Origin of the sequence: Nocardia sp. CA-135398 (genome assembly GCF_050955845.1) — a bacterium.
Taxonomy (GTDB): Bacteria; Actinomycetota; Actinomycetes; order Mycobacteriales; family Mycobacteriaceae; genus Nocardia.
In genome coordinates, this window is the sequence record NZ_CP192084.1 from 2761313 (window position 1) to 2782159 (window position 20847).

The 20847-nt window shown below is 67.4% G+C and carries 6 protein-coding genes; 3 read left to right on the forward strand and 3 right to left on the reverse strand.

The window, feature by feature from the left end:
• Positions 1–17: 17 nt before the first annotated feature.
• The 3 genes from ACQP1T_RS12325 to ACQP1T_RS12335 all read right to left on the reverse strand — a co-directional run bounded on the left by ACQP1T_RS12325 (position 18) and on the right by ACQP1T_RS12335 (position 4990).
• Positions 18–1730, reverse strand: a complete 1713-nt coding sequence (locus ACQP1T_RS12325) for a 3-deoxy-7-phosphoheptulonate synthase (RefSeq protein ID WP_433760071.1) — start codon at positions 1728–1730, stop codon at positions 18–20.
• Between the two features lie 40 nt (positions 1731–1770).
• Positions 1771–3258: an NAD(P)/FAD-dependent oxidoreductase gene (locus tag ACQP1T_RS12330; protein WP_062991035.1), complete on the reverse strand. Its 1488-nt coding sequence runs from the start codon at positions 3256–3258 to the stop codon at positions 1771–1773.
• Positions 3259–3874: 616 nt separating this feature from the next.
• Positions 3875–4990, reverse strand: coding sequence for a hypothetical protein (locus tag ACQP1T_RS12335; protein ID WP_433760073.1), 1116 nt, complete (start codon positions 4988–4990; stop codon positions 3875–3877).
• A gap of 280 nt (positions 4991–5270) precedes the next feature.
• Here ACQP1T_RS12335 and ACQP1T_RS12340 point away from each other — a divergent pair, with 280 nt between their 5' ends.
• The 3 genes from ACQP1T_RS12340 to ACQP1T_RS12350 all read left to right on the forward strand — a co-directional run bounded on the left by ACQP1T_RS12340 (position 5271) and on the right by ACQP1T_RS12350 (position 20840).
• On the forward strand, positions 5271–5444 hold the full coding sequence (locus tag ACQP1T_RS12340; protein ID WP_433760074.1) for a hypothetical protein: 174 nt from the start codon (positions 5271–5273) through the stop codon (positions 5442–5444).
• Between the two features lie 121 nt (positions 5445–5565).
• Positions 5566–6270, forward strand: coding sequence for a PIG-L deacetylase family protein (locus tag ACQP1T_RS12345; RefSeq protein ID WP_433762173.1), 705 nt, complete (start codon positions 5566–5568; stop codon positions 6268–6270).
• Positions 6271–6770: 500 nt separating this feature from the next.
• On the forward strand, positions 6771–20840 hold the full coding sequence (locus ACQP1T_RS12350; protein ID WP_433760076.1) for an amino acid adenylation domain-containing protein: 14070 nt from the start codon (positions 6771–6773) through the stop codon (positions 20838–20840).
• The last annotated feature ends 7 nt before the right edge of the window (positions 20841–20847 follow it).

The window sequence follows — 20847 nt, forward strand, 5'->3', positions numbered from 1 at the left end:
CGACGGGCATGCGTCGATCAGCGTGCCCACATCGCGCTCAGTGTGGTGATGACACAGTGCAATGCCCGTCCGGTATCGAGTCTGGTGTCGAGGCGACTTCGGGGTTCGCAGTCGAGGTGCAGGCCTGCCGGTGCGGTGCCCGTGCTCCGGCAAGCGCTGAGGTAGGTGTGGATCGCCGCGGCCGGATCGTCGGCATGCATCGGATCGCACATCCAGCTCACCGGGGTGCCGCACCGGGCGGCCGCCTCGAACAACGCCGGAAGTGCGGCGGCGGTCCGGGTGCCCGATAGCGCCGGGATGAGCGTGAGCCGACCGGGACGACGCGCGGGATTCAGGTACCGGCACAGGAACTCGACATCGTCCGGCGTCGCGGTGGGTCCGAGGGTCATCGCCAGCGGGTTGCGGACCCCGGCGGCGAAAGACAGGTGCTGGGGCGCGAATTCGTGGTTTCGGTCGCCGATCCACAGCAGTTGGGTCGAACGGTCCCACTCGTGCCGTATCGGCTGAGGTCGAGTCGCATCCGACTCGCACGATCGTACCGCGCGCGAGATATGCAGGGCCGCAATGGAACTGTACAGCTCGCGGGAAGCTGCGGGCGCGCTGGCCGCGATCGGGAGCATAGCGGCGACCTCGACGAGCAGATCGCGCACCACCGATGCCGGGTAGCGCTCCGCGGCGCCGCGCAGCATCTGCGCGCAGAGTGCGATGGGCGGGGTCGCCATGCGCCAATTCTCGACCTGTGCCGCGGCGCGGGGGTATTCCCGATCCCCAGTTTCGTCAGCGGAATCGGCTGGAGCCCCGCATGATTCGCCGCTATACCGCAATTGGCCGATGGTCACGATCGGCATATCCAGTCCGTGGTTCAATACGGCGGCAGCACAGATGGCCAGAGCACGGCGGTCGGGCAGTGTCGCGACATCGAGGGTGGCCGAGCTGCGGGCGCCGAGATGTATCGCGAATGCCTGTCCGCGCGCCGCCGCCGCCAGATCGGCGGTGAGCGAGTCGCATTCGCGCGGGTGGATCAGCTCCGGCAGCGCTCGCGAACACTGCCCGCCGGTGCGCGGTGATTCGGCATCGCAGCCACCACGGCGGGCTGGCGCGGCAGGTAGCGATCGGGGGTATTCCGGCTCATCGGCCCAACTCAGATCCTCATCCGAGATGGGGGCGTGTTCCGGTGGCACGAAGCTGGGATTGAATATCTCGCGGATGTAGCACAGCGGCCGATGATCTCCGAGCATGATGACATACGCTTTGGCCGCGCAGAGGCGACCATCGGGCCATCGCGTGACGCCCGCTCGAAGCACATGCCGACGCTGGGATACCCCCCGCGAAACCAAGCCGCGCCCGATCGGCACGTGTACATCGTCGGCGCCCGCCGCGGCCGCGGGGCCGCTCACGGCGACGACATAGTTGACCGATGCGGTCACCATATCGGCATTGATCAGACACGAACGACGCACGATGACGCGGTCGGGACCGTCCAGTCGCAATGCGTCGGCGATGGTGGCAGGCAGTTGCTCGGCCGCGATTTCGTCCTGGCGCAGCACCCGCACCTGGAGATCCGTGCCGAGTATGGCCTCGAGTCTCGGCTGGGTGAAGCCGTCGCTGGCCAGCAGCATCCGGGTGACCGGATCGCCGAATCGTGCGATCTGCTGTGTGGCTGTCCGGGAACCCGAACCGCCGACCGGGGAATCGCCCGGCGGTTCGGGGTCGGAGCGCGTGATAGTCATAGTGATCGACTTCGCGCTGGGGTTTTCACGAAGGCCGGAACTAGAGCGCGGGGACGTCGGCCACCTTCGGTGGGAGCACCGGACGTGCTATGGCCTCGATCTCGGCGGCGTCGCGGGGCCGCGTGGTCAGGCCGAGTACCGGTTCGGTGGTGATTCGCACATTGTCGAGCACCGTATCCGCCAGCGGGTCACGCCAGTGGTCCCAGACGACCGACATATCCAGATGACCCATGTACTCGAGGTTGGCCGAGTCCGCGTGCAGCTTTTCGGTCTCGGTGAGCGCGGAGGCAATGGTGTCGGTCGGTGTGCGCCCCTGCTCTCCCGAGGTCTCGTCGACATCGGTGAGCCCGGCCATGATTCGGGTGAACGACACCTCTGGAGTGTCGCCCTCGTGCGCCTCCGTGAGCTTGTCCGCGTGCGCGAAGTATTCGTCGGAGCCTATGTACTGTTCGTACATACGCGAGACCAGCACGAGGAAGCGTGAGTAGGCCCGTCGGGCAGTGTGCTCGTAGAAGGCCATCGCATCGGTCTCGCTCATTTCGCCACGCAGGGCGGTCGCGATCGCGGCGGCGGCGACGAGCCCGCCATAGGTGGCCAGATGCACGCCGGTGGACAGCAGCGGATCGAGGAAGGCGGCCGAGTCGCCGACCAGGGCATAGCCCGGACCGCTGAACCGGTCCGACACATACGAGTAGTCCTGTTCGGCCTTGACCTCGGCGACCTGCGTTGCGCCTTCGAGCAATGCGCTCATGGCCTTGCTGTCGCGAATCGTGTTGAGGTAGTACGCGTCTCGACCCTGCTCGCGTAGTCGCTCGCCCGCCTTGCGGGCGGAAACCACATAGCCGACGCTGAATCGGCCGTTGGACAGGGGGATATGCCAGAACCAACCACCCTCGGGGGTGGATACGACATTGATCGCGCCCTCCGGGCTGTCCGGGTGCAGGCGCGCGCCTTCCCAGTACGACCAGACCGCGACATTGCGGAAGGCCGGATGCTGGCGACGCATGTTGAAGCGCCGCTTGGCGAGCAGGCCGTACCGTCCCGACGCGTCGACCAGGAAATCGAATTCGGTGGTCCGAGTGCGGTTGTCGCCGGGGCCGGTCCATTCCACGGCTACCGGCCGGTCACCGTCGAAAATCACGTTCTCGACATTGGCGTTCTCGATCACCTGTGCGCCTTGTTCGGCCGCGTTACGCAGCAGAATGTCGTCGAACGCGTCTCGCTCGACCTGGTATGACCAGGCTTCGGCATCGACGAGCTGGGACCAGTCCAACAGCCAGTTATCGTTCTGCCACTGGAAATAGCCGCCCCGCTTGATCTGGAAGCCGTGCGCCGCGACCTTGTCGAATGCGCCGGAAAGACGCAGCGTCGACAGGCACGACGCGAGCATCGACTCACCGATGTGGTACCGCGGGAACGTATCTCGTTCCAGAAGCGTCACCCGTATTCCTGATCGAGCCAGTAGAGCCGCGGTTGTCGACCCCGCTGGGCCGCCACCGACAACGAGGACATGCGGATCGTTCGCCATAGCACACTCCTTGGAACAGCGGGCACCAACGCGGACTGTGCGTCCGCATCGGCAACCGAACCAACTCCGGTCCCACGGTGGTGGATCAACCCGGACCGAGCGTCGCCATCAGTTAGCCATTCGTGGCGACGCCCTCGTCAGATTGTAGCGGCAACTATCGAATCATCAATCGCCGAAGCAGATTTGGAGATCCAGGCAATCGGTGGTAACCGGTGTCTGAAGGGTAGCCAATACCGCGAATCGGACCTTATCGCCGACTCGCCCTTTACAAAGCACGCCTGGGCGGGTGTCGGATGCGGCGGCGCGGTGTCCGCGAATGCATATCAGCGCAGCGCTTTTTGTCGAGATCGTGCGCCGCGATCGGTGGGAATCGCCTGGGCGTGACAGGCAAGGCTGTTCGGTGTCGTTTGGCATCACCCCCTGCTTTCCGGCAAATTCAGGGTAAAGCCCAAACCAGGTCCGCGCGAGGCGTTCGCAAAGTTGACTTCTGCGGTTGGCGAGCTCCGCGCGGCGATCAATCCCCGGATTGCGTTGCGGTAGAAGTCAATTGCCTGGACAGTGGCCAGCAACGCGGGTGCGAACTGTCAAGGGCACCCGCGTTATCTGATCGCGACGACTATTCGGCTGCCTGCTCGACGGCCCCTGCTACCGCGACCGTGGCCTCCGCGGCGTGGCGGGCGACCTCGGGGGTGCATCGTCCGAGTCCGCATGCGGTGGCGACACCGAAGGCATCGCGACCCAGCGCCTGCTCGAAAAGCGCACGCGCTCGGTCGCTGTTCTCGACGGAATCGGTCGAAACCACCCCCGCGATCACCCGCCAGTCGGTGGCCAACTTGCGCAGGGGAGCGTAGAAGCGAGGTTCCAATGGTGCGGGCTCGGCGCCGTACGCGCACGGAATGTGTACCGGGGGCAGTGGCACGCCTTGCCGATCCAGCAGTCGCGCAGTGCGGTTGAGCAGTGTCACCGCGGGAGCCAGACTGCGCGGGTCCAGCAGGCTCTTGTGCTGGTAGTCGCCGTAGCACAGGTGCACAATGGTTTCCGCACCGATCTCGTGCAGCCGCCCGAGCACACCGGCGAGCTGGCGGGCCACCAGCGGGGCCAACGCCCACCGCGAACCCAGTTGTGTCGCTTTGACCATGCTCAACAGCGCGAAGGGCGACTCCAACTGCCAGACGATCCGATCGTCGTGCCGAGCGATCACCTCCGCCACCTCCTGCACCACCGCTTCGGTGAACACCGGCAGCTGCCGCAGCGCGGCGACCGCAAGATCGAAGTGCCGCAATGCCTTTCCGACCGGCAGGCCGCCGGATACCGCCGCGCCCGCGAATACGAACATCGCGAGATCCAGTGGATTCGGCAGGCTGATCTGGACTTTCGTCTCGGCCAGCTCCGGCCGTTCGCGCTGCAACGACTCGAACGCGGCCACCACCTCACCGATGCGCTCGACGCGGTCCATCGAGACCTGCCGCACTTCGAGCTTGCGCCCGGATCGCAGCCCGTAGCTTGGGAAGTCGCTGTAGTCGGCGTAGCCGCCGTCCTGGACGATCTCGAAGACGTCGGAATGCTGCTTGCGCGTCAGCAGATAGTCCATGATCCAGTCCGGGTCCAGATCGCAGGGGAGCGCGGTGACCGGCCAGCCCGCGGTACGGTCGGCAAACCATTGCAGCACAGCGCGATCGCCCGTCATCAGGTCCGCTGGAAGACTGCCGACATAGTGTGCGTACCTGGTCATGGGTGGCCCCTTAAGGTTCGGAATACATGCAAGCGGACAGCCAATAGTGTCCCAGGTGCGCCAGAGGCGACAACTTCGATGTTTCCCGCTGTCGCACTGCCGAATTCGGAGATCCAGTGCGCGGTGGCGCGCGGCTCGAGGTGCCGACGCGAGGTCAGGGTGAACCCTGATCTTCACCCGGATATCGGTGCTGAGCTGGTGATTTATCTATATCCGGCTGCCAGCATTGAGGAGTCGGATCGTCGGATGGCGGTTCGCCCGAGACCTTCTGGAGGCTGCCATGTTGTGGAAAATCATCGGTGTCGTAGCGGTCGTCTGGATCGCGCTCGCCATCATCGGTGCGTTGATCAAGGGGCTGTTCCCGATTCTGGTGATCAGCGCGATCGTCTTCGGGCTGTACCTGCTGTACAAGGCGGTCGCGGGCTCGGACAACTCCACCGTGACCAAGCTGTAGCCTCCACCCGCGGGCCCCGCCGGGACTCCGGGGCCGCGGTTGCCAGAGGTGGGCCGTGCGCCGTCCGTCGCGGACAGCGCACGGCCCACCCGTGTTCGCGGCGTCTGCTTGAATGACCCACGTGGAGCAGGTTCCCGAGGATTGGCAGCGCGGTCTCGTCATCGTGGCGCATCCGGACGATATCGAATACGGTGCGGCCGCCGCGGTGGCGCGTTGGACGGGACAGGGCAAGGACATTCGCTACGTCCTGGTGACCTCCGGCGAAGCCGGGATCGCGGGCATGCCGCCCGCCGAGGCCGGACCGCTGCGCGAGGCCGAGGAGTTCGCCGCCGCCAAGGTGGTCGGCGTGCACGAGGTGGAATTCCTCGGCTATCCGGACGGCCGCGTCGAGGAAACCCTGGCGTTGCGTCGTGACCTGGCCGCCGCGATTCGCCGTCATCGTCCGGAATTCGTGCTGCTGTTCAATTTCGGCGACACCTGGGCTCCCGGCTATGCCAACAGCGCCGATCATCGCGCGGTCGGCCGCGCTGCCCTCGATGCCATATCCGATGCGGGCAATGAGTGGATCTTTCCGGATCTCACCGACATTCCGTGGTCGCCCCGGCTGGCCGCGGTGGTCGGACCGAGTGCCACCCACGCCGTCGATGTCACCGACACCATCGAGCAAGCCGCCGCCTCGCTGGCCGAGCACCGCCGCTACCTCGAGGTGCTCAGCCCCGAGCCGGTCGCGGATCAGGTGCGGGCGGTCATCGACATGGCGACCGCTCCGAAGCCGGGATTCCCCGCCTCGCGCGCGGTCGGCTTCGAGCTGTACCACTTCGGCTGATCGTTGTGATGACGGTCACGTCGATTTCGGGCGTCGGACCCGCTTCCGCGAAAATGTCGTGGAAATCACGTTTGCCGGTGGCGACCGGACTGGAGCCGCCCGATGAACTGCCCGGCTGGTCAGCCTGCCCGGTGGTGCGAATGCCGTTGTCAGCAGGTCCTGATGAACCGTGGAGATTTCGTTCGGACGCGGGGCACACGGCGGATCATGTGGTTTTGCCGTGATAGCGAGAGCGTACTGATCCGGGGGGCGCGGCTGAGGATGGGAACGTCGGGGCCGACGTTCACCTAGGCTGTTACGGGCCGCGGCGTGCAGCCGATCGCGTTTCTTCGAGCGAGTGTCGTAACGGATTCCCGCGCTTGGGGATATGCGACAAGTTCGCTCTTGTAAACTCGAACGCTTGGCTCGCGGCGGTAAGCGGTCCGTTAGTGAAGTACGTGCGTTCCATTATGCGGGTGTGGTCTTTAGGCGCGCAATAGGTGAGAGGTGTAGTACCGGAAATGGCAAGGGATCGTCGTTCCGCACGTGGTAGTCGACGCCGAGTCGGTCTCCTCTTCGGGAATTTGCTCGCGGCCGCTGTGGAGTCCGCCGCCGATGCCGTCGCCATCCGGTTCAACCCTTCGGGCGACCCGTCCGATGACAGACAGCTGACCTATCGCGAACTCGACGAGCTGTCCTCGCGCATGGCGCGCGAACTGATCGAACACGGTGTCGGCGCGGGCGATGTGGTGGCGATCGGTATCGCCCGCAGCATCGAATCCGTGCTCGCCGTATGGGCGATCGCCAAGACCGGCGCCGCATACGTGCCCGTGGATCCCAGCTATCCGGCCGACCGGATCGCGCACATCCTCACCGACTCCGGTGCCGTCCTCGGGTTGACCACCACGGCACACCGCCCGGTGCTCGGCACGACCGTGGACTGGATCGAACTCGACGACCCGGTGCATGCGGGACGCATCGCCGAACGCCCGGCTCATCCGATCTCCTACACCGACCGGGTCCGTCGGCTCGACGAGCGCCACCCCGCCTACGTCATCTACACCTCGGGATCGACCGGGCGGCCCAAGGGTGTCGTGGTCACGCACGGTGGGCTGGCAGGACTGGTTGCCGCGCAGCGCGAACAGTACGCGGTGACCGGGGATTCGCGGGTCCTGCATGTCTGCTCGCCCAACTTCGACGTTTCGGTGCTCGAGCTCCTGCTGACCTTTTCCTCCGGTGCGACATTGGTGATCGCCCCGCCATCGGTCTTCGGCGGGGCCGAACTCTCGGACCTGCTGCGGCGCGAGCGCGTCACCCACATGCTCATCACCCCGGCCGCCCTGGAGTCAGTGGATCCGGAGGGTCTGGACGAGCTGCGGGTCGTCGTGGTGGCCGGTGACAAGTTCGGACCGGAGCTGGTCGGCCGCTGGGCGGGCGAGCGTGCGTTCCACAACGGCTACGGACCCACCGAGGCGACGATTCTCGCCACCAGTACCCCGCCGCTGGCGCCGGGCGAAACCATCACGATCGGCACGGCCATCGCGGGTATCGGCGCGTTCGTACTGGATGCGCGGTTGCGCCCGGTGCCCGCCGGGGTGATCGGCGAACTGTATCTGTCGGGTCCCGCCTTGGCACAGGGCTATCTCGGGCGCCCGGGCCTGTCCGCCGAGCGGTTCGTGGCCAGCCCCTTCGGCGCCGATATCGGCACACCGGGCGCGCGGCTGTACCGCACCGGGGATCTGGTGCGGCGCACCGAAGAGGGCGGCGTCATCGAGTATCTGGGTCGCTCCGACTTCCAGGTGAAGATTCGCGGCTTCCGCATCGAACTCGGCGAAATCGACAACGCGCTCACCGGCCACCCGGATATCGACTTCGCGGCGACCCTCGGCAAGACGCTGCCGTCGGGTGCGACCGCGCTGGTGGCCTATGTGCTGCCGAGGGCCGGGGCCGAGGTGGATACCGAGGCGCTCGCCGAATTCCTCGCGGAGTCGCTGCCCGCGTACATGATTCCGGCCGCCTTCGTGGTGCTGGACGAGATCCCGCTGACCCCGGTCGGCAAGCTCGACCGCGCGGCACTGCCCGAGCCGGTCTTCGCGCCGCGCGAGTTCCGCGCGGCGGAGACGCCGGTCGAGGAGATCATCGCCGAGGTATTCGCCGAATTGCTCGGGGTCGAGCGCATCGGTCGCGACGACTCGTTCTTCGCACTGGGCGGCGATTCGATCCTGTCGATCCAGCTGGTCTCGCGGGCCAAGGCGCGCGGTGTCGTATTCACCGCCGCCGAGGTTTTCGAACATCGCACGGTCGCGGCATTGGCCGAGATCGCCACCTCGGCGGACGCGGTGGAGCAGCAGCGCCTTGCGGAACTGCCCGGCGGCGGGGTGGGCGAGCTGCCGTTGCTGCCGATCATGGCGGCGATGCTGCCGAGTGACTCGTCGTATCGGCGGTTCTCGCAGACGATGGCGCTGCGGCTGCCCGACGGCATCGACCGGGAAACCCTGGTAGCGACCATCGGCGCGGTCTTCGACCACCACGACATGCTGCGCGCTCGATTGCGCGAAGCCACCGCGGACACCGCCAGGACCTTCGAGGCCTTGGCGCCCGGCGCGGTCGACGTCGACGCGTTGGTGCATCGGGTCGAGCTGCCCGCCGATATCGACGATGCGGAGTTGTCGCGGCGGGCGAGCGTCGAATACGACGCGGCACTCGGCCGACTCGATCCCGCGAATGCGGTGATGGTGCAGTGCGTTTGGTTCGCTTTCCCGCAGGGCGGTCGCCGTCGTGATGTCTTGCTGGTCGTCGCGCATCACATCGTGGTCGACGGCGTGTCCTGGCGAATTCTGATTCCGGATCTGGCGATGGCCTGGTCGCAGCTGGCGGCGGGACAGTCGGTGGCGTTGCCCGCCAATGGAACCTCGATGCGGCGCTGGGCGCATGCCCTGCGCGAGGCAGCGCAGGATCCGGTACGGGTCGCGGAACTGCCATTCTGGCAACAGGTTTCGGGTACCGAAGACCCGCTGTTCGGTGCGCGCGCCTTCGATCCGGCGGTGGACACCTTCGGTACCGTCGATCGCGTCGAGGTGACGGTGCCCGCCGAGGTGACCGATGCGCTGCTGACCGCGATCCCGGGCCGGTACCGCGGTGGTGTCAACGACGGCCTGCTCTCGGCGCTGGCGCTCGCGGTGAGCAAGTGGCGCGGCGAAACCGCGGGCGGCACCGCGCTGGTCAAACTGGAAGGCCACGGCCGCGAAGAGGGGCTCGTCCCCGGTGCGGATCTGTCCAGGACCGTCGGCTGGTTCACCAGCGCATTCCCGGTCCGTCTCGATCTCGCGGGTGCCGATCTGGCCGACGCGTTCGCGGGCGGAAAAGCCCTGGGCGACATCGTGAAATCGGTGAAGGAGCAGCTGCTCGCGGTGCCCGACAAGGGGCTCGGCTACGGCCTGCTGCGCTACCTGAACCCCGAGACCGCCGCCGAACTGGGCGGTGCCCCGCAGATCAGCTTCAACTACTTGGGCCGGGTGTCGACGGGGAAGATTCCGGAACAGCTCGGTGCCCTGGGGTGGGTGCCGGTCGGGGATCTGGGGCAGCTGGATGCCGAGATGGATCCGGATATGCCCGCGAACGGCGTGATCGATATCAATGCGATCGTCACCGATGGCGCGGACGGACCGCAGCTCGGTGCGTCCTTCGCCTTCCCGCGCGGGTTGCTCTCGCGGGAGCGGGCGCAGGAGTTCGCCGATCTGTGGGTCGCGGCGCTGCACGCGCTGGCCGAGCACGCCCGACGTCCTGATGCCGGTGGGCTGACGCCGTCGGATCTGCCGTTGGTCACGGTCGACCAGTCGGATATCGAAGTGCTGGAACGGAATTACCCGGCGCTGTCGGATGTGTGGCCGCTGTCGCCGCTGCAGTCCGGTCTGCTGTTCCACGCGCAGCTCGCCGAGGCGGGTATCGACGTCTATACCAGCCAGGCGACGGTCGACCTGGGCGGCACCGTGGATGCCGAGCGACTGCGGGCCGCGGCCCAGGCCATCCTGGACCGCTATCCGAATCTGCGTACCGCATTCGTCACCGCCGCCGACGGCCGCGCGGTGCAGGTGGTCCTGGATCGGGTCGAAGTGCCTTGGCGGGCAGTGGATCTGACGCATCTGCCGGAATCGGAGCGGCTGGCGGAGCTGCGGCGGCAGGTGGCGGCGGAGCGGGAGACCGGCTTCGATATGTCGGCTGCGCCGTTGATGCGGTTCACCCTGTATCGCACCGACCAGTGGCATCTGGTGATCACCACCCACCACATCCTGCTCGACGGTTGGTCGATGCCGCTGCTGATGCGAGATGTGCTGGTGCTCTACGCGACTCGGGGCGATCGGTCCGCGCTGCCGCGAGTGCCCTCCTACCGCACCTTCCTGAGCTGGTTGGCCGGTCGGGACCGGCAGGCTTCGCTGCGGGCGTGGGAACAGGCGCTGTCCGGTGTGACGGAGCCGACGCTGCTCGCCCCGCAATCGCGGGCGGTCGAAGGCCGCGGCGGCAAGGTGGTCACCGAGGTCGACACCGAGCGCACCCGCCGGATCTCGGAGTTGGCGGCTGAACTCGGCGTCACCGTGAACACCGTGCTGCAGGCGGCGTTGGGCATCCTGCTCGGACGGTTCACCGGTCGTGACGACGTGGTGTTCGGCACCACGGTGTCCGGCCGTCCGGCCGAGTTGTCCGGCGTCGAGTCGATGGTCGGTTTGTTCATCAATACGCTGCCGGTGCGCGTGCGGGTCGACGGACGGCTCGCGGTCGGCGAATTCCTGCAATCGCTGCAGCGCGAGCAGGCCGGTCTGCTGGACCACCACTACGTGGGTCTCACCGATATCCAGCAGATCGCCGGTGCCGGCGCGCAATTCGACACCCTGCTGGTCTTCGAGTCCTACCCGATCGACCGGGAGGCGATCGCCGCCGCCGATTCCATCGACGGCATGTCGGTGACCGCCGTCGGTATGGAGGACGGCGCGCACTACCCGCTGACGCTGGTGGCGATCGCGACGTCGACGATCGAGCTGACGTGGCGGTATGCCGGTGGCGGGTTCACCGCCGATGAGGTGGGAACCTTTGCCGCGCGGCTGATCCGGGTGCTCGACGCGCTGATCGGCGATCCCGCCGCCCGGGTCGGCGATATCGACATCATGCTCTCCGACGCCGAGCGGGATCGAATCCTGCTGGACTGGAACGATACCGGTCATCCGGTCGAACCCGAACTGCTGCTGGACGGCTATCGACGCGCGGTGGCGGCGCATCCGGATCGGGTCGCGGTGGCCTACGAGGGCGCCGAGCTCACCTACGCGGAACTCGACGAGCGAGTGAATCGCCTGGCCCGCCTGCTGATCTCGCAGGGTGTGGGCACCGAATCGCTGGTCGGCCTCGCGATCCGGCGCTCGCTGGATCTGGTCGTCGGCATGTACGCGATCCTCACCGCGGGCGGTGCGTACGTGCCCGTGGACCCGGATCATCCGGCCGATCGCGTCGAGCACGTGCTGACCGCGGCGAAGCCGGTGTGCGTGCTCACCACGACCGGGGACGCCGTGCCGGTGCCGGACGGAATTCCGTTGCTGCACATCGACACCGCGGAGCTGGACGGATTCGCCGGTACCCCACTGACGGTCGAGGAGCTGCTGCGGCCGGTGCGCCCGGAGAGCCTGGCCTATGTGCTGTTCACCTCCGGCTCCACCGGACGGCCCAAGGGTGTCGCGGTCTCGCACCGGGCGATCGGCAACCATCTGGCCTGGATGCAGTCCCGGTATCCGCTGCACGCCGACGACGTGTACCTGCAGAAGGCCGCCTTCACCTTCGACGCCTCGATGTGGGGCTACTTCATTCCGCTGCGGCTCGGCGCCAAGTTGCTGATGGCCACGCCAGATGGCCATCGCGACGCCACCTACATCGCGGAAACCATTGCGGCGCAGCAGGTTACCGTTACCGACTTCGTGCCGTCGATGCTCGCGGTATTCGCCGCCCACACGCCCGCCGGTGCGATCCCGACGCTGCGGCACATCATCGTCGGCGGCGAGCTGCTGCCCGCGGAGACCGTGGCCGCGGTACGCGCGGTCTGCGATGCGTCAGTGCTCAACGTGTACGGGCCGACCGAGACCGCGGTCGCCGTCACCACCTGGCTCGCGACCGTCGACGATCAGGGCGGCCTGCCGATCGGATCGCCGGTCTGGAACAGCCGCCTGTACGTGCTGGATTCGCGCCTGCGGCCGGTGCCCGCCGGGGTCACCGGTGAGCTCTACATCGCCGGTGATCAGCTGTCGCGCAGCTATCTCGGGCGCGCGGATCTGACCGCGGAACGGTTCGTGGCCAACCCGTTCGGAACGGGCGAGCGGATGTACCGGACCGGCGACCTGGTGGCCTGGAGTGCGCCGAGTGTCCTGAAATACTTGGGCCGCACCGACTTCCAGGTGAAACTGCGCGGACAGCGCATCGAACTCGGCGATATCGAGGCAGCGTTGCTGGCGCAGCCGTCGGTGAGTCAGGCGGCGGTCCTTGTGGTGCCGACCGAGCTCGGCGACCAGCTGGTGGCCTACGCGGTCCCGACGCCCGGCACGCACCTCGAGGTGGAGCCGCTGCGTGCCGCATTGGCGGGCACGCTGCCCGCGTACATGGTTCCGGCCACGATCGTGGAGCTGGCCGAGTTCCCGCTCAGTACCGCGGGCAAGCTGGACCGCAAGGCGCTGCCGCGACCGACCCTGGCGGGCCGGGAATTCCGCGCGCCGTCCACTCCGCTCGAAGAAATCGTCGCTGGCGTGTTCGCGGAGGTGCTCGGTGTGAACCGAGTCGGCGCCGACGACGACTTCTTCACCCTGGGCGGCAACTCACTGGTCGCCACCCAGGTCGTGGCTCGGCTGAGTGCGGCGTTGGGCGCGCGGGTGCCGGTGCGCACGCTGTTCGACGCACCCGTGGTCGCCGACCTGGCGGGGCGCATCGTGCCGGATTCCGAGAACGCGGATCGGCCGCCGTTGACCCGGGCGGTGCGACCTGAGCGCATCCCGCTGTCGCTGGCACAGCATCGGATGTGGGTGCTCAACCAGGTCGATACCGAATCCCCGTCCTACAACCTGCCGTTCGCCATCCGGCTCACCGGCACGCTGGACGTACCCGCCTTGCGCGTGGCCGTCGCTGATGTCCTGGAGCGGCACGAAGCGCTGCGCACGCGGTTCCCGGTCGACGGTCCGGACGCGACGCCGCGCCAGCAGATCCTGTCCGTGGCCGAAACACTGCCGAACGGGCTGGAGGTCGAGACGACCGCCGATCCGGAACGGGTCGCGGCACTGTTGTCCGCCGGATTCGATGTCACCGAGCATCCACCCGTGCGCATCCGGTTGTTCTCCGACCCGGCCCGCGACGAGCATCTGCTCGTCCTCGTCACGCATCACATTTCGGCGGACGGTGTCTCGCTGGCACCGCTGGCGCGGGATCTGGCGACCGCCTACCTCGCGCGGACCGCGGGGATCGCGCCCGGTTGGGCTCCGCTGCCGGTGCAGTACGCCGATTTCGCGCTCTGGCAGCGCGAAGTAATCGGCACCGAAGACGACGAGAACTCCATCGCCGCACAGCAATTGGCGTATTGGCGGCGACAGCTGGCCGGTGTGAGCGAAACCGCGCGGCTGCCGCTGGACCGTCCGCGTCCGGCGCAGGCGTCGATGCGCGGTGCGGCGACCGAAATCGCCGTGCCCGCCCAGGTACACGGCGGTCTGGCCGACCTTGCGCGCCAGCACAATTCGTCGCTGTTCATGGTGATACACGCCGCGCTTGCCGCGCTGCTCGCGCGGCTGTCCGGCGGCTCGGATATCGCGATCGGCACGCCCATCGCGGGTCGCGGTTCGGCCGAACTGGACGATCTGGTCGGCATGTTCGTCAATACGCTGACCCTGCGCACCGATGTCGATCGCGACGCTTCGTTCGCGGCATTCGTCGAGCAGGTCCGCGAGACCGACCTGTCCGCCTTCGCCAATGCGGAGATCCCGTTCGAGCGGGTGGTCGAGGAGGTACTGCCCGCCCGTGCCGTCTCGGGTAATCCGCTGTTCCAGGTGATGCTGTCGTTCCAGAACATCGAGCAGCCGACACTGGAATTGCCGGGCCTGACCGTCTCGGCAGTCGACACCGGTGAGATCGTCGCGAAATTCGACCTGCAGGTGATCGTCGAAGCACGCCAGCACGACGATGGCACGCCGGCCGAGCTGGTCGTCGGCTTCGCCTATGCGACAGACCTTTTCGAGGAAGCCACCATCGAGGGCCTCGGCCGCCGGTTCGAGCGGATCCTCGCCGCGGTCGCCGCCGATGCGCAGGTGATCGTCGGTGCCATCGACATCCTCGACGAGGCCGAACGGAACCGGGCACTGGCCGCGCCCGTCCGGACCGCCGAACCAGGACCGGCCGAACAGGTCACGCTGCTGCCGCAGCTGTTGGCCGATGCCGTTGACACCAACCCGGACGGTGTCGCGGTGATCTTCGCCGATGCCACCGAACAGCTCGCCGAATGGGAGTACGTCGACCTCGACGAGCGCTCGAGCAGGCTGGCTCGCCTGCTGATCGACCGTGGCATCGGCCCGGAGGATCTGGTCGCGATCGGCATTCCGCGTTCGGCGCTGTCCGTGCTCGCGGTGTGGGCGATCGCCAAGACCGGCGCCGGATTCGTTCCGGTGGATCCCAACTATCCCGCCGAGCGGGTCCGGCACATGATCGCCGATTCGCATGCGGTGCTGGGACTTACCGTCACCGAGGTCGGCGCCGACCTGCCCGACGAGGTGCAGTGGCTGACCATCGATGCCGACGATATCGATCAGCGGCTCGACGACTACAGCGGCGATCCGGTGACGGATGCGGATCGGTTGCGGCCGTTGCGCGCCGCGCATCCGGCCTATGTCATCTACACCTCCGGATCGACCGGCAAGCCCAAGGGCGTTGTCGTCACGCAGGCCGGTTTGTCGAGTTTCTGCGCGGAACAGCGCGAGCGCTACCGGGTGACGAGCAGTTCGCGCACCCTGCATTTCGCATCGCCCTCGTTCGACGCATCGGTGCTGGAACTGCTGTTGGCCGTCGGCGGCGCCGCGACCATGGTGGTGGCCGCGCCGACGGTCTACGGCGGCGACGAGCTGGCCGCCCTGCTGCGCCGGGAGCGGGTGACGCATGCGTTCATCACGCCCGCCGCGTTGGCATCCGTCGACCCGACCGGCCTGGACAAACTCCGCGTGGTCATCGCCGGTGGCGAGGCCTGCCCGCCGGAGCTGGTCCGGCGCTGGACGATTCCGATCGCCGGGCGGCGTACCCGCGAGTTCTACAACGGGTACGGGCCGACCGAGACCACGATCATGACCAATATCAGTGCGCCGCTGGTGCCGGGGGAGACCGTCACCATCGGCGGGCCGATCCGCGCCATCACCGAATACGTACTGGACGAGCGGCTCTCGCCGGTGCCGGACCGCGCGGTCGGCGAGCTCTACATCACCGGCGCGCAGCTGGCCCGCGGCTACCATGAGCGCCCCGCGCTGACCGCCGCCCGGTTCGTGGCCAATCCGTTCGATCGCGACGGCGCCAGGCTGTACCGGACCGGCGATCTGGTCCGCCGAACGGTCGACGGTGCGCTGGAATATCTGGGCCGCAACGACTTCCAGGTCAAGGTCCGCGGCTTCCGCATCGAACTCGGCGAAATCGACGCCGTGCTCGCGGCGCACGAAACCGTCGACTTCGCGGTCACGGTCGGTCACGAAATCGCCAGCGGTGCAACCATTCTCGTCTCCTATGTGCATGCCGCCGCCGGTGCGGAGGCCGATGCCGACGAGCTCACCGCCTTCGCCGCGAACAGCCTGCCCGCGCATATGGTGCCGACCACGGTCATGGTGCTCGACGAGATTCCGCTGACCCCGGTCGGCAAACTCGACCGTGCCGCCCTGCCCGCGCCGGTCCTGCACACCAGGGCCTACCGTGCGCCGTCGGGACGATGGGAAGAGCTGGTCGCGAGCGTATTCACCGAATTGCTCGCGCCAGGGACACCGGTCGGCGCCGACGACGATTTCTTCGAATTGGGCGGCAACTCGCTGATCGCCACCCGGCTCGCGGCGCGGCTGGGCGCCGCATCCGACACCCGGGTTCCGGTGCGTCTGCTGTTCGAGGCGTCGACGGTGTCGGCACTCGCGGCCAGGCTGAGTGAGAATGAGGCCGGAATTGACCGTCCGGAACTGATCGCCGGTCCGCGGCCGGAGCGGATTCCGCTGTCGGCGGCGCAGCAGGCCATGTGGTTCCTCAACCGCCTGGATACCTCCTCGTTGGCCTACAACGTGCCGATGGCGGTGCGCCTGACCGGCGCCGTCGATACGCAGGCGCTGCGGGCGGCGATCGGGGATCTGGTGACCCGCCACGAGATTCTGCGCACGGTCTACCCGCCCATCGATGACGGCCCGGTGCAGGTGATCCTGCCTGCGGCGCAGGCCATTCCGCCGATGCTGGTGCAGAGCATCGACCCGGCCGAAATCGTGGACGCGGTGGCCGCGTTGGTCAGGACCGCCTTCGATCTCACCGTCGAGGTGCCGGTCCGGGTCAGTCTGTTCGACCTCGGCGATGGCGATGAAGGGCGCGAATACGTGCTGGCGATGGTCGTGCACCACATCGCGGGCGACGGTTCGTCGATCGGCCCGCTGGCCAGGGATCTGATGACCGCGTATGTGGCGCGCAGCGCCGGACAGGCGCCGAATTGGGCCCCGCTGCCGGTGCAGTACGCCGACTACAGCATCTGGCAGCGCGAGCTGCTCGGGTCCGAGGACGATCCGGAATCGTTGGCGGCCAAGCAGATCGGGTATTGGCAGCAGGAATTGGCCGGACTTCCCGAGCAGCTCGACCTGCCCTCGGACCGGCCGCGCCCGCTGGTGCGCTCCTACGCCGGCGGCCAGGTGTCGGTGCGGATCGACGCCGAAACCCACAGCGCGCTGGCCGAATTGGCGCGTGCGCGGGGTGCGACGGTGTTCATGGTCGTGCACACCGCACTCGCCGTGCTGCTGGCGCGGTTGTCCGGGACGAACGATATCGCCATCGGTACGCCGATGGCGGGGCGTGGCGACGCCGTGCTCGACGACCTCATCGGCATGTTCATCAATACCCTGGTATTCCGAACCCGGTACGACGGCGGCGCACCTTTCACGGAGCTGCTCGCCCGGCAGCGTGAGACCGATCTGCAGGCCTTCGCGAACTCGGATGTGCCATTCGAGCGGCTGGTCACCGTGCTGAACCCGGTGCGCTCGCCCGCGCGGCATCCGCTGTACCAGGTGGGGCTGTCGTTCCAGAACCTGGACCGCGTCGCACTGGAACTGCCGGGGCTGACCGTCGCGAGCCTGGATATCGGCGTCGAGGTATCGCAGTTCGATCTGCACTGGTATATCGGCGACGCCTACGACGAGGCCGGCACGCCGCTGGGTATCGGCGGCATGGTCACCTATGCCGCCGATATGTTCGACCCGGCCACCGTGCAGGGTTTCGTGGACCGGTTCGCGCGCCTGCTCACCGCCATCGCCGCCGATCCCGATGTGGTGCTCGGCGAGATCGAGCTGACCGATGCGACCGAACGCGCCGCGCTGCTGTCGGATGCGGCCGACACCGCGCACCCGGTATCGGCGCAACACCTGCTGACCGGCTACCGCCGTGCCGTGGCGACGACACCGGATGCGGTGGCGGTCGTGCACGACGAGACCGCCTGGACCTATCGGGAATTCGACGAGCGCGTCAACCGCATCGCCAGGTACCTGATCGCACAGGGGGTCGGTCCCGAATCCGTTGTGGCGCTGGGGATACCGCGGTCACCGCAGCTGGTCGCCGCGATGTACGCGGTGCTGACCGCGGGCGGCGCGTATCTGCCGCTGGACCTCGACCATCCGGCCGACCGGATCGGGTACATGGTGGCGACGGCCGAGCCGGTCTGTGTGCTGACGACCGACGGCAATTCGGTACCCGTCACCGAAGTTCCGGTCATCGATATCGACACCCTCGAGCTGTCGGAATACTCCGGCGAGCCGGTCGATTCCGGTGAGCTGCGTGCACCGCTGCACGCCGATCATCCGGCGTATGTGCTGTTCACCTCCGGCTCGACCGGTCGGCCCAAGGGCGTCATGGTCTCGCACGGTGCGATCGCCAACCAGATCGAATGGATGGTCGCGGAGTACGGGTTCGGCCCGGAGGATGTCTACCTGCAGAAGACGGCGACGACCTTCGACGTGTCGCTGTGGGGTTATTTCGCCCCGCTGTGGGTCGGCGCGCGGCTGGTGCTCGCCGCACCGCACGGGCAGCGCGATCCGGGTTATATCGCCGAGCTGATCGCGACCCATCAGGTGACGGTCACCGATTTCGTTCCGTCGGTGCTGCAGGTCTTCCTGGCCGCTGCCCGGGTAGAGCAATTGGCCTCGCTGCGTGCCGTGTTCGTCATCGGTGAGGCCTTGCCGCCCAACACCGTCGCGGATTTCGCCGCGCTGTCGGATGCCGGACTGCACAACCTGTACGGCCCCACCGAGGCGGCGGTATCGGTGACGTACCGGCCCGCCTCCATCGACGATCGGTTGACGGTGCCGATCGGTGTGGCGCTGTGGAATACCCGGACCTATGTGCTGGATTCCCGGCTGCATCTCGTCCCCGCCGGTGTCGTCGGCGAATTGTATTTGGCGGGAAGCCAATTGGCGCGCGGCTACCTCGGCCGTGCCGACCTGACCTCGGATCGGTTCGTCGCCGACCCGTACGGCCCGGCCGGTGCCCGGATGTACCGGACCGGTGATCTGGTGCGCCGCCGCGCCGACGGTGTACTGGAATATCTGGGGCGCACGGACTTCCAGGCGAAGATCCGTGGCCACCGGGTCGAGCTGGGCGAGATCGAGGCCGCGCTGCTGGCGGATCCGTCGGTCGCCCAGGCCGTGGTCGTGGTGGCGAAGTCGGAGACCGGCGATCAGTTGGTCGCGTATGTGGTGCCGGTAACCGAGCTCGATGCCGATGTCCTGCGCGAATCGCTGGCGCACGTGCTTCCCGGCTATATGGTGCCCTCGGCCATCATGGTGCTCGAATCCTTCCCGGTGAACAGCAGCGGCAAACTGGACCGCGCCGCACTGCCGCGGCCGGTCCTGCGTGCCCGCGAATTCGTGCCACCGGCGACCGCCACCGAGTTCGCTGTCGCCGAGGTTTTCGCCGAAGTGCTCGGCATCGCTCGGGCCGGAGCCGAGGACGACTTCTTCGACCTCGGTGGTACCTCGCTGCTCGCCTTCACCTTGCAGCGAGCACTGGCCACCCGTCTCGGCATCGACGTGCCGATGGCGGCGCTGTTCACCGCGCCCACCGTGCGCGGCCTGGCCTCCCGCCTGGACAATCCGGATGAGCCCGCGGCCGTGGTCCCGGGCACCGACACCGCGACGATCACCGCCGATGCCGTACTCGAACCGGACATCGATGGTGCGGGTCTCGCACCAGCTCGGGTCGAGTCCCCGCGTGACGTACTGCTTACCGGCGCAACCGGATTCGTCGGTGTGCACCTGCTCCGGGAACTCCTGTCCAGCACCGAGGCAACGGTCTGGTGCCTGGTGCGCGGCGACGATAGCGAGCGGGCCTTCAAGCGAATTCGCGACGCCATGCAGCTGTACCGGATCTGGGACGATGCCTATCAGGGCCGAATCGTCGCTGTCGCAGGCGATCTGGCCGCACCCAGACTGGGACTGGACCAGTCCGACTGGGCCCGGCTCGCGGAGCAGATCGACACGATCTACCACAACGGAGCTCGCGTCAATCACATCGAGCCCTACGCACGCTTGCGCGCCGCCAATGTATCGGGCACCCGCGAGGTGCTGCGGCTGGCGACCACCGCTCGGGTCAAGCCGGTGCATTTCGTCTCCACGGTCAACGCCGTGATTCCGAATGCTCCCGCACCGGATTTCGTCGCCCGTGAGGATGCGCAGGTAGCGGTCGGCGAGGTATCCGGAAACGGTTATGTGGCAAGTAAATGGGTCGCCGAACAACTGGTCCGCCAGGCCGGTGCGCGCGGCGTGCCGGTGAGCATCTACCGTCCCGGAATCGTCAGCGGTGACCCGCGGGTCGGGGTGAACAGCGTCGACGACTCGTTCTGGAACATGATCCGGGCGGCCGCGATCCTCGGACTCGCCCCGGAGATCGGCGACGCCACCATGTCGCTGGTGCCGGTGAACTATGTGGTGGGCGCCATCGTCGCGCTGGCGGATCAGCAGCCGGTCGGTGCGGCGTATCACCTGGTGAACAACCTGCCGGTGGCGATCGGCGATATCTTCGAAGCCCTGCGCAGGAACGGGATTCCGATCGAGATCGCATCGATCGAGGAGCTCGCGACCAAACTGGCCGAGGAAGCGGCGGCACGCGATGCGACCGGCGATGATTCGCTGGTGCGCGCCGCCTTGGTCAGCGGCAACTATGGCGGGGCCGCGGCCGCCGTCGAGGACACCAATACCCGACTCGAGTTGGCGCAGTACGGTATCCATTGCCCGCCCATCGATGCCGAGGCCTTGGACGCCTATGTCAGGTCCTTCATCGATGCGGGTTTCTTCCCCGCTCCGAGCGACGTCCAGCTGTAGAGAGGAA